Here is a 10530-nt window from a genome sequence, read left to right as displayed (position 1 = left end):
CGCGCGGGGGGGGGGGCGGCGCCCCCCCCCCCGGCCACCGCTCAGCTCAGCGCGGCGAGCGCGTCCACCTCGAACAGCATGCCGGGCAGGGCCAGCGCCGCGACCCCGAGCAGGGTCTGCGCGGGCGGGTGCTCGCCCCAGATCGCGGCGATCTTGGCGCCGAGGATCGCCAGCTTGTCCCCGTCGTGGTCGACGATGAACGTACGCAACTGCGCGACGTCGGCGTAGCTCGCGCCCGCCGAGCGCAGCGCGATCCCCAGATTGGCGAAGGCCCGGTCCACCTGGGTGGCGAAATCCGGTGCGGTGGTGTGCCCTTCGTGATCCGAGTCGTACTGACCGGCGATGAGCACCAGCTCACCGGTGACCCGGGCGACGTGGCTGTAGCCGAACCCGGTCGGGTCGTGCAGGGCGGACGGGTTGCTGATCACCACGGACATGCGGAAACTCCTGTCGTCGACTGTGTTGCACAGTGACGACGACGGTGCGGTGCCGAGTGTGACACCGCACCGTCGGCGGCTCAGCCGGTGACGGCCGTGCGCTCCGGGGCCGGCTCGGGCGCGGAGTCCGTGGGGCGGGGGAGTGTCCAGGTCGCGAGAATCGACAGGATCGCGATCACGAAGCAGGCGAGCGTGTACCAGAGGTTGCCGATCGGATCGCCGTTGGCGGTGCGGCCGTCCACGGCATCGAAGAAGTCGGGCAGCGAGGCGATCCAGAGCACCGCGAACACGATCAGGTACACCACGGTGTAGATCTGGACGAAGCGATCGACGTACGGCTCCGGGGCGGATCCGGCGCGCAGCCGCCGCCATTGCCGCGTCATCGCCACCACGGCCACCACCGACAGCGTCAGCAGTTCGAGCGCGTAGACGACCCCGCGGACGGTGTCGCCCGCCAGGCCGATCACCGTCGCCGGGAGCGGGAGCAGGAAGGTGCCGACCGAGGCGAGCAGACCGATGACCACGGTGCGCCAGGTCAATTCGACGCCGCTGAAGCGCCTGCCGTCGTCGACGTGCCGGCCCACGAAGTACTGCACGCAGAAGGCCAGCGACATCGGCCACAGCGCCGCGAACACGACCACACTGCCCATCGGCACCGAGTCGAACATGGGCTGGTTGATCGGATTCTCGGTGGTCCACTCCCACCAGCGCAGCTGCGGGCCGAGATGATCGAAGATCTCGTAGAAGGCGTGGTGGACGAAGCCGACGCAGGCGGCGCCGATCAGCACGCCGTACTGCCGGAAGATCCCGAGCATCCGGACCAGCCCGAAGGCCATCGTCGCCATCAGCGGGTAGATCGCGACGATATAGAGGGGCAGCCGCCCCCAGAGGAAGTCGACGGTGAACACGTTGTGCGCGAACATCGTGTCGACGTGGTCCTCGATCCCGAACGCCGCCGGGAAGTACAGCGGGGGTTCGATGACGAACAGATAGGCTGTCGCACCGAACCACAGCACCAGGTTGGTGGGGTCACCGTGGCGGCGCAGCCGCACGATCGCGAACCACAGGGCCAGCACGGCCCCGACGATGATGGTCAGCTCCAGGACCGGCAGCGTCCAGTTCTCCAGGGCGAACGGACTGCGGAACTCGACCAGCCCACCGGCCTCCGCGCAGGAGAAGCCGAGTTGGGTGGCGAGATCGGCGAAGGTGGGTGAGCAGTGCTCGGCCATGATCGGGCTCCTAGGAATTCACGGAATCGGCGGTGTACCACCGGGTCACGTCGTAGCCCTCGTCGTAACGGCGGAACCATTCGTCGGCCAGCGCGGGCAGATTCTCGTGCGCGGGATTGTGCCGCGGCATCTGGCTGCGGATGATGCCGACCAGGGCGACGAGCTGTTCGCCCAGGCCCAGATCGTCGAACGCGCGCGGCATGGTGCCGTTGTCGGCGGGGCGCAGGCCGGGCAGCCAGCGGCGCAGCGTCTGCCCGCGGCGGTAGTTGGCGAACATCGACAGCGCGTCGACCTGTCGATCCTCCAGCGGCACATGCTCGTTGAAGCCCTCGCAGGCCACCCGGATCACCTGCAGGACGTGCCGGAAGATCGAGGGCGCCACGCGCATCCGGTACATCTCGCTGTCGACCACGGAGTTGAAGATGATCAGCGCGGAGCTGCGGTGCTCGACCTCCTCGACGAAGTGCCAGATGAACAGCGAGGCCACCCGGTCGTCACCGGGGGCGAACAGGCTCTTGTCGTTGTCGAGCATGAGCTTGAACACCGGGGTGAAGGTGGCCTCGAGGTCGGCGGTGTAGGCGAGGCGGTACTTGACGGGGGTGCTCGCGGTGAGCTTGTCGAACTCGGCGATGACCGCGTCGAGGGTCTGCTGCAGGCCCGGGTAGCGGCGGATGAGCGCCTTGACGTGCTGGCGGTGCGCGGTCGAATGCTGGCCCTCCTGACGCATGAACGCGTCGGCCTCCTCGGCCACCTCGGGGTCGGTGATCTGGGGCTTCGCCTGCGTGATCAGCTGCACGATCATCTTCTCGAAGCCGATCGCCAGGAACGAGACGGCATTGGCCATGGAGGAGAACGCCGGGTTCTGCGGATTCCACAGAAACGGCACGTCGTAGTCGGAGAAGGCGAAGTCCATCTTGCGGACATGAAGGTCGGTCACGGTGGAATACCTCGTTGTTTCGGGCGTGCGCCTGCCGCTCGGGTGTGGTGCAGCAATCATACAAAGTGAGCCTTGTGTGTATGTTCACTTTCACCGAATCCGCTGTGACCAGGGGTTTGTGCTAGCGTCCACCCGGTGGCGCGCAGACGTGGATGGGGTGGCAGTCCGCCGAAGGACGATGCGGAGGCCTCGCGCCGGATCATCGCCGCGGCGGTGGAACTCATCGGCCGGACCGGGGCGGAGATCAGCATCGCCGACGTCGCCGAATCACTCGGGGTGATCCGCCAGACCGTCTACCGGTATTTTCCCAGCGCGGACGCGTTGATGACGGCCGCCGCGATCGCCTCGGTCGACGGCTTCCTGGACCGGCTGACCGCGCACGTGCGCGGGCTCGACGACCCGGCCGACGCGATGATCGAGGCCGTCGTCTACACCCTGACCGAGGTCCGCCGGACCCCCCATCTGGGCATCCTGCTGTCGAGCTCGTACTCCAACCTGCACACCGACAGCCTCACCTCCGACGAGGCGCAGGCCTTCGGCATGACGATGATCCGCCGTTTCGACGTCGACTGGGCGGCACACGGTTACGACGACTTCGCGCTGGGCGACCTCGTCGAATACGCGCTGCGGACGATGCAGTCGTTCTTCCTGTCCCCGGGCCATCCGCCGCGTACCGACGACGAGTTGCGGCGCTACCTGCGACGCTGGATGGGCACCGCGATCAGCGCGCGGCCGGAGTCCGCGCCGGGCCGATGAGATCGGTCAGAGCGGCGTCGACGTCAGGACCGGTGTGGGCGTGGCGCACGCTGCACAGGATCAGCCGGCGCGGGCGCGGGCAATCCGGTGGCGCGGAATCGATGTCGGTGGGCACGATCCTGGTCGCCGCGCCGAGCCGGTCGCGCACGCGGACCATCAGGTCGTAGCGGCTGATCGGCTCGGGGCCCGCGAGATGGATGACGCCGGTCTCGTCGCGGAGGTCGGTGAGCAGCGGCGCGAGGGCGGGCAGGTAGAGCGGGGTGCCGACGATGTCGGTGCGTGCCTCGATGACCGGTGCGGTGAAGCGGGCCAGGAACTTGTCCGAGGCGGGGCTGCGGCCGTACATCAGGGGCAGCCGGATCACCAGGTGCCCGTCGCGCCGCAGCACCCGCTGCTCGGCGGCGGCCTTGGTGCAGCCGTAGACGTTGATCGGGGTGCGCAGCGCGGTCTCGTCGTAGAACTCGCGGGTGCCGTCGAACACGTTGTCGGTCGACAGGTACACCAGCTTGGCGCCCGCGTCGTCGACCGCGTCGAGCAGGGCGGGCATCGGCGCGACGTTGGCCGCGTAGGCGGCGTCGGGATCCCGTTGGGCGGCAGCCAGATCCACCAGTCCGGCCGTGTGGACGACCAGGTCGAACCGGTCACCGACGAGTGCGCGGACGGCGTCGGCGTCGGCCGGATCGAGCGGGACCAGGCCGTGCCCGCGTCGGCTCGTGCCGACGACCTCGTGGTCGCGGGCGAGCTGGGCGAACAGTGCGCTGCCGACGAAGCCAGAGGCGCCGAGGATCAGAATGCGCACGGGCGTCAGTCTTTTCGCCCGGTCAGTGCCAGCGACGCGCCGAGCCCGATCATGACGAGTCCGCCCGTTCCGCCGACCGCGGCGAGGCGGCGCGGGGAGCGGCCGAACCAGTCCCTGGCCGCCCCCGCCGCCAACGCCCACACCGAGTCGAGGAGCACGCCGAAGACGGGAATGCAGACGCCGAGCACCATCATCTGCGCGGCGACCGATCCGCGTGCCGGATCGACGAACTGCGGCAGCAGCGCGGCGAGGAAGACGATGGTCTTCGGATTCGCGACGCCGACGACGAATCCGTCACGCAGCGCCACCCACGCGCCGGGGCGCGTGGATCCGCCGTCGGGCGAGAGCGCGGCAGCGATGTCGTGCCGATGCCGGAACGCCTGCGCCCCCAGCCACACCAGGTAGGCGGCGCCGATCAGCTTGATCGCGGTGAAGATCGTGGCCGAGGCGAGCACGACGGCGCCGAGCCCGACCGCGACCGCCACGACCTGCAGATAGACGCCGGCCGCGTTGCCGATCACGGTCAGCAGGGCCACGCGCCGCCCCACCGTGATCGCCCGGCCGATGGTGAACAACACACTGGGACCGGGGATCACGACGAGGACGAACGCCAGACCGGCGAAGGCGAGCAGACTCTGAGTGGACACCACCCGAGCAAGCGTAACCGCTTCAGCGGGCCTGCCAGTTCGGCTTGCGCTTCTCGGCGAAGGCGAGCGTGCCCTCGCGCACGTCCTCGGTGCGGGCCACCGTCATGATCTCGCGGTTGGTGAGATCCCAGGCCGCGTCGTCGTCGATCCTGCCGTCGACGAGACCGAGCGCGACGCGCTTGCTCGCCTGCACGGCCAGCGGCGCGTTGGCCGCGATCCGGCCCGCGAGCTCGAGCGCGGCATCGACCACCTGCGCGGCCGGGACGACCCGGTTCACCAGACCGAGCTCGAGCGCCCGCGCCGCGGTGATCGGCTCGCCGGTCAGGATCATCTCCATGGCGACCTTGCGCGGCAGCTGCTCCGGCAGCCGGAAGGCGCCGCCCGCGGCCGCGAACAGGCCGCGCGCCACCTCGGGCAGGCCGAAGGTGGCGGTCTCGGCCGCGACCGCGAGGTCGCTGGCGAGGACGAGTTCGGTGCCGCCGCCGAGCGCGAATCCGTTCACCGCGGCGATCGTCGGCTTGCTGATCGGATGGCGCACGTAGCCGGCCAGGCCCCAATCCTCGTGGCCGGGGGCGAGAATGTTCTGGCCGCGGCCGATCGCCTTGAGGTCGGCGCCCGCGCAGAACGCGCGCTCACCGGCGCCGGTGAGCACCACGGCCCTGATCGTCGCGTCGGCCTCGGCCCGCTCGAGCGCTTCGCCCACCCCGGTACTCACCTCGGCGTCGACCGCGTTCATGGCCTGCGGCCGGTTGATGACGACGACCAGCACATGGTCGCGTTGTTCGACGAGGACTGCGCTCACGATTGACTCCTAGTTTCATGCCCGCCCGCCGCGTCGCGTGACAGGTCTGATCGAGATGTATCACGTCCGCCCGCCCGCGTCGTAGGCTGCGCAGTACTCGCGGGAAACAAATATTTCGATCGGTGTCGATCGGTGGCCGCGCCGTTCGACCTAGGGATGTACGAACCACACCGACCCGAGGAGTCCGACCATGAAGTACATGCTGATCATGCGTTCCACCGACGAGGCCGCCGCCGAGTGGGCGAACGTCGATTTCGACCAGATGCTCGAGACGATGGGCCGTTTCAACGACGAACTGATCAATGCCGGTGTTCTCGTCGCCGCCGAGGGGCTCGAGGACCCGGCCGAGACGGTGGTCGTGGACTACAGCTCCGATCCGCCGGTGGTCACCGACGGACCCTACGGTGAGACGAAAGAGCTGTTCGGTGGCTACTACATCCTGAACGTGGCCTCCAAGGAGGAGGCGATCGAGTGGGCCAAGCGGGCCCCGATGGGCGGCTCCGGCTCCAAGATCGAGATCCGCCGGGTGCCCTCGATCGATGAGTTCCCGCAGGAGAACGAGTGGATCAAGCGGGAGCGGGCCTGGCGCGAGTCCACCGGTCAGCTCTGACCTCGGCTGTGGCGCATTCCGGCCGGGAGGCCGTGGCCGCGGTCTGGCGGATCGAGTCGGCGCGGATCGTCGGCGCGCTCGCGCGCTACACCGGCGATTTCGCGCTCGCGGAGGATCTCGCGCAGGAGGCACTGGCCGAGGCGCTGGTGAGCTGGCCGCGCGACGGCGTGCCACGCCAACCAGCCGGATGGCTGCTCACCTGCGGACGGCGCCGCGCGATCGACGCCTTCCGGCGCGGGGGGGGCCCCACCGCCCCCCCCAACCCCCCCCCCCCCCCCCCCCCCCCCCCCGGGGGGGGGGGGCGTGCTGTCCGGGGGCGTCCCGGTGCCCGCCGAGGGAGACGTGCTGTGGGATCCCGACCAGATCGACGACGACGTACTCGCGCTGATCTTCATCTCCTGCCATCCGGTGCTGTCCAAGGAGGCGCGGCTGGCGCTGACCCTGCGCGTGGTCGGCGGCTTGACCAGCGACGAGATCGCCAAGGCGTGCCTGGTCCCCACGGCGACGGTGCAGGCCAGGATCACCAGGGCCAAGAAGACGCTCGGCGCGGCGGGCGTGGCCTTCGCGGTGCCGCCCGCCGCCGAGCGCCGCGTCCGGCTGGGTTCGGTGCTCGGGGTGATCTATCTGATCTTCACCGAGGGCTCGTCGGCGAGCGCGGGCGAGGACCTCATCCGCTTCGATCTGGCCGGGGAGGCGCAACGCCTGGCGCGCGTGCTCGCGCGGCTGATGCCCGGTGAACCGGAGGTGTTCGGGCTGCTCGCGCTGCTGGAGCTGACCGCGGCCCGGTTTCCCGCCCGGATCGGGCCGGACGGGGAACCGGTCCTGCTCGAACAGCAGGACCGGCGCCGCTGGGACCGCTCCGCCATCCGGCGCGGCCGAGCCGCGCTGGCCAAGGCCGCCCAGGTCGGGCGCGGCCTCGGCGCGTATGGGTTGCAGGCCGCGATCGCCGAATGCCATGCCGTCGCACCCTCGGTCGTGGCGACCGACTGGGAGCGGGTGGTGCTGCTCTACGAGGCGCTGGGTCGCCTCGCGCCGTCGCCGGTGGTGGAGCTGAACCGGGCGGTGGCGGTCTCGATGGCGAGCGGGCCCGCCGCCGCGCTGCCGATCGTCGACGAACTGGCCGCGGCGGGCACGCTGGCGGGCTCGCACCTGCTGCCGAGTGTCCGCGGTGAACTCCTCACCCGGCTCGGCCGGACCGCGGCGGCCCGCGAGGCGTTGACCGAGGCCGTGCGGCTGTGCGGCAACGCACGCGAGAAAGCGGTGCTCGACCGGAAATTGCGCGCCCTCGACGCGGCAGCCCGATAGTTCGCCCGTGATTCATTAGGGTATTTCCGCAGTACAACGGTGGGATTCGGGTCGTCGTCGCACGCTCGTAAGGTTTCTTCGGCGAACTACCCGGGTAGCCCGAAAAGGCGACGACGAGAGGTATGTGGATGTCACAGGAATCGAAATCGGTGCTGCATCGGGCCATCGGTGCATCGGCGATCGGCAATGCGGTCGAATGGTTCGACTACGGCGTCTACGCCTACTTGGCGACCTACATCGCCGCGTCCCTGTTTCCCGGCGACGGAGCGGGCTCGAGTGTTCTCTACACCCTGCTGGGCTTCGCCGTCTCCTTCTTGATCCGCCCGATCGGCGGCATGATCTGGGGGCCGCTGGGCGATCGGATCGGCCGCAAACGCGTGCTCGCCACCACGATCGTGCTGATGGCGGCGTCCACCCTGTGCGTGGGCCTGATCCCCAGCTACGAGGTCATCGGGATCGCCGCGCCGATCTTGCTCTACCTGCTGCGCATGGTGCAGGGTCTGTCCGCGGGTGGTGAATACGGTGGCGCCGCGACCTTCATGGCGGAATACGCGCCGGATCGCAAGCGCGGTTTCTACGGCAGTTTCCTCGAGGTCGGCACGCTCGCGGGATTCACGCTGGGTAATCTCGTCGCGCTGCTGCTGGTGAATGTGCTCGACGATCCGGCGATGGAATCGTGGGGCTGGCGCATTCCGTTCCTCATCGCCGCGCCGCTGGGCCTGATCGGTATGTATCTGCGCAGCCGGGTGGAGGACACCCCGGTGTTCCGTGAGGTCGAGGAAAAGGACGAGACCGAGGAAGCGGTCGGCGTCTATCGCGATCTGGCGACCAAATACCTGCGTCCCGTGCTCACCCTGTTCGGCCTGGTGATCGCGCTGAACGTGGTGAACTACTCGCTGCTGAGCTACACCCCGACCTATCTCGGATCCACCCTGGGCATGGAGGAGTCCGACGCGCTGCTGGTGCCGTTGATCGGCCAGATCGCGATGCTGGTGACGCTGCCGTTCCTCGGCGCGCTCTCCGACCGGGTGGGCAGGCGCCCGATGTGGCTGTTCTCCTGCGCCGCGCTGATGATCATGGTGATCCCGGTGTACAAGCTGATCGGCACATCGCTGACCGGCGCCATCGTCGGATTCGCCATCCTGGGTCTGCTCTACGCGCCGCAGCTGGCCACCATCTCGGCCACCTTCCCGGCCATGTTCCCCACCATCGTGCGCTTCGCCGGAGTGGCGATCGGCTACAACGTGGCCACCTCGATCTTCGGCGGTACCGCGCCGGTGATCAATCAGGCGCTCATCGACGCCACCGGCGATCACCTGTTCCCCGCCTACTACATGTTCGGCGCCTGCGCGATCGGCCTGATCGCGGCGTACTTCCTGATCGAGACCAAGGGCATGTCGCTGCGCGGTACCCAGGTCCCCGGCACCCCGGAAGCGCTCGAGGAGCAGCGCGAACTGGGCGATCTGGTCGACCCGGCACCGGCGCGCTGAGGCGATCCGCCGGGGGGGGGGGGGGGCGCCCGCCGGCGGGGGGCCCCCCCCCGGGGGCCGCCGGGCGCCCGCCGCCGCCGGCCCCCCCCGCGCGGGGTGGCCACCGCGGGGCGGCCGCCCGGAAGACCGCGAGCGCTTCCGCACCCAGGTGCGGCCCGCTCACCTCGACCGGCACATTCGACGAGGCCACCAGCTCCGCGCAGGTGAGCGTGAAACTCGGCCCGCCGGGCAGGATCGGCCCGAACTCGGCGGCCGCCGCGGCGAAGACGATCCGCCCCACCTGCGCCCACACCATCGCGGCCGAACACATCGGGCACGGCTCGCCGCTGGCGTAGACGGTGGCGCCGCGCAGGTCCTCGGCCCTGCCCGCCGCGGTGGCGACGGTGATCGCCACCAGTTCGGCGTGCGTGGTGACGTCGCCGGTGCTGCTCACCGCGTTCGCGCCCTCGGCGATCACGGTGCCGTTCCGGTCGACGGCGACGGCGCCGAAGGGCCGGTCCCCGCGCTCGGCGGCGAGCGCGGCGAGGCCGATGGCGCGACGCAGGTGGGTGTGGTCGATCTCGGTGAGTGCGGTCATGCGCTGAGGTCCACTTCCGTTCCGATGCCGTTGGCTCGAGCCTTGTCGATGAGCAGCCGGGCGGCGGCCAGATCCTGCAGGCCGATGCCGACCGAATTGAACAGGGTGATGTCGGTGTCGGCGGCGCGGCCGGGTGCCCGGCCCGCGATCACCTCGCCCAGTTCCGTGCGCACCGCCGCCTCGGTGATCGCGCCCTCCGCGAGCGCGAGCAGCGTGTCACCGGACTTGGTGAGCGTCGTCGCGATCGAGTCTACGACCACCCGCGCCCGGCGCAGCGCCTCCCCGTCGACCTCGCGGTGATCGGCGCGCGGCGGCGCACCGACCGCGTTGACGTGCAGTCCGGCGCCGAACCACGCGCCGTGGACGATCGGCTCGCGCGAGGGAGTCAGGGTGCACAGGATGTCGGCGGCCCGGGTCACCGCCTCCGGCGTGGGCAGTGCCCGTACGTCGAGGCCGAGATCGGCGACGGCGGCCCGGAAGCGGTCGACGGTCGCGCTGGTGCGCGACCACACCAGCACCGTCTCCAGCGCGCGCACCCGGGCGATCGCGCGGGTGTGCTCGACGGCAAGGCCACCGGCCCCGATCAGCCCGAGCGTCGAACTGGCCCGGCGGGACAGGTGTTTCGTGGCGACCGCGCTCGCGGCGGCGGTGCGGACGGCGGTGACCAGGCGGCCGTCGATGAGCGCCTCGCAGGCGCCGTCGGCGGCGGAGGTCACCACGATCACCGACCGCTGCACCGGCAGTCCGCGGTCCCGGTTGGCGGGCAGGTCGGCGAGCAGTTTCACCGCGGCGGCGCCGGCGGATTCGGCGGCGGCCACCATCGGCACGAACGCGGCCTCGCCGAGTGTCACGGCCGGGGGCGCGGGCACCAGTGCGGTGCCCAGCGCGAGGTCGGCGTGGGCCCGCTCGACCGCGGCGAGGACCTCGGCGCGGTCGAGCAC

At 70.3% G+C, this 10530-nt stretch carries 11 protein-coding genes and 2 pseudogenes; 5 read left to right on the top strand and 8 right to left on the bottom strand.

Going from position 1 to position 10530, the window contains the following annotated elements; translation table 11 throughout:
* Positions 1-41: 41 nt before the first annotated feature.
* From QH270_RS12270 to QH270_RS12260, 3 genes are all read right to left on the bottom strand, one after another.
* Positions 42-437, bottom strand: a complete 396-nt coding sequence (locus QH270_RS12270; protein ID WP_280341064.1) for a RidA family protein — start codon at positions 435-437, stop codon at positions 42-44.
* 80 nt (positions 438-517) lie between these two features.
* Complete coding sequence (locus tag QH270_RS12265) at positions 518-1666, bottom strand: hypothetical protein (protein ID WP_280341062.1); 1149 nt, start codon at positions 1664-1666, stop codon at positions 518-520.
* 10 nt (positions 1667-1676) lie between these two features.
* Complete coding sequence (locus QH270_RS12260) at positions 1677-2603, bottom strand: metal-dependent hydrolase (protein ID WP_280341057.1); 927 nt, start codon at positions 2601-2603, stop codon at positions 1677-1679.
* Positions 2604-2738: 135 nt separating this feature from the next.
* Here QH270_RS12260 and QH270_RS12255 point away from each other — a divergent pair, with 135 nt between their 5' ends.
* A complete protein-coding gene (locus QH270_RS12255) occupies positions 2739-3359 on the top strand; it encodes a TetR/AcrR family transcriptional regulator (RefSeq protein ID WP_280341055.1) in 621 nt (206 codons plus the stop codon).
* On the opposite strand, the gene QH270_RS12250 is transcribed toward QH270_RS12255, so the two are convergent.
* Genes QH270_RS12250 through QH270_RS12240 form a run of 3 tightly spaced genes read right to left on the bottom strand, consistent with a single transcriptional unit; the run spans position 3325 to position 5610 of the window.
* Complete coding sequence (locus QH270_RS12250) at positions 3325-4158, bottom strand: SDR family oxidoreductase (protein ID WP_280341053.1); 834 nt, start codon at positions 4156-4158, stop codon at positions 3325-3327. The two genes, QH270_RS12255 and QH270_RS12250, sit on opposite strands and share 35 nt — an antisense overlap.
* 5 nt (positions 4159-4163) lie before the next feature.
* On the bottom strand, positions 4164-4808 hold the full coding sequence (locus QH270_RS12245; protein ID WP_280341050.1) for a LysE family translocator: 645 nt from the start codon (positions 4806-4808) through the stop codon (positions 4164-4166).
* 19 nt (positions 4809-4827) lie between these two features.
* Complete coding sequence (locus QH270_RS12240; protein ID WP_432420348.1) at positions 4828-5610, bottom strand: crotonase/enoyl-CoA hydratase family protein; 783 nt, start codon at positions 5608-5610, stop codon at positions 4828-4830.
* Positions 5611-5797: 187 nt separating this feature from the next.
* Here QH270_RS12240 and QH270_RS12235 point away from each other — a divergent pair, with 187 nt between their 5' ends.
* From QH270_RS12235 to QH270_RS12220, 4 genes and pseudogenes are all read left to right on the top strand, one after another.
* Positions 5798-6217 carry a YciI family protein gene (locus QH270_RS12235; protein ID WP_280341045.1) on the top strand — a complete coding sequence of 140 codons (420 nt, stop codon included), beginning with the start codon at positions 5798-5800 and terminating at the stop codon, positions 6215-6217.
* A pseudogene (locus tag QH270_RS12230) lies at positions 6190-7522 on the top strand (RNA polymerase sigma factor). Before QH270_RS12235 ends, QH270_RS12230 begins: the two are co-directional and overlap by 28 nt.
* Before the next feature lie 128 nt (positions 7523-7650).
* Complete coding sequence (locus tag QH270_RS12225) at positions 7651-9012, top strand: MFS transporter (protein WP_280341042.1); 1362 nt, start codon at positions 7651-7653, stop codon at positions 9010-9012.
* Between the two features lie 203 nt (positions 9013-9215).
* On the top strand, positions 9216-9347 hold the full coding sequence (locus QH270_RS12220; protein WP_280341067.1) for a hypothetical protein: 132 nt from the start codon (positions 9216-9218) through the stop codon (positions 9345-9347).
* On the opposite strand, the pseudogene QH270_RS12215 reads toward QH270_RS12220, so the two are convergent.
* Together QH270_RS12215 and QH270_RS12210 are read right to left on the bottom strand one after the other, a co-directional pair.
* Positions 9311-9589: pseudogene (locus QH270_RS12215) on the bottom strand (nucleoside deaminase); the annotation flags it as partial. The gene QH270_RS12220 and the pseudogene QH270_RS12215 sit on opposite strands and share 37 nt — an antisense overlap.
* The coding region (locus QH270_RS12210) for an ornithine cyclodeaminase family protein (protein ID WP_280341040.1) at positions 9586-10530 on the bottom strand (945 nt) is incomplete at its 5' end. The pseudogene QH270_RS12215 and the gene QH270_RS12210, both read right to left, overlap by 4 nt.

Source organism: Nocardia neocaledoniensis (genome assembly GCF_029868625.1).
Taxonomy (GTDB): Bacteria; Actinomycetota; Actinomycetes; order Mycobacteriales; family Mycobacteriaceae; genus Nocardia; species Nocardia neocaledoniensis_A.
Note: the sequence above shows the minus strand (reverse complement) of the source record. Positions and strands in the feature narration are given on the sequence as shown.

Bases quoted from the DNA above. Each gene is read 5' to 3' on its own strand.
- QH270_RS12225 (WP_280341042.1), top strand. From the start codon at position 7,651: ATGTCACAGGAATCGAAATCGGTGCTGCATCGGGCCATCGGTGCATCG.
- QH270_RS12270 (WP_280341064.1), bottom strand. From the start codon at position 437: ATGTCCGTGGTGATCAGCAACCCGTCCGCCCTGCACGACCCGACCGGG.
- QH270_RS12235 (WP_280341045.1), top strand. From the start codon at position 5,798: ATGAAGTACATGCTGATCATGCGTTCCACCGACGAGGCCGCCGCCGAG.
- QH270_RS12265 (WP_280341062.1), bottom strand. From the start codon at position 1,666: ATGGCCGAGCACTGCTCACCCACCTTCGCCGATCTCGCCACCCAACTC.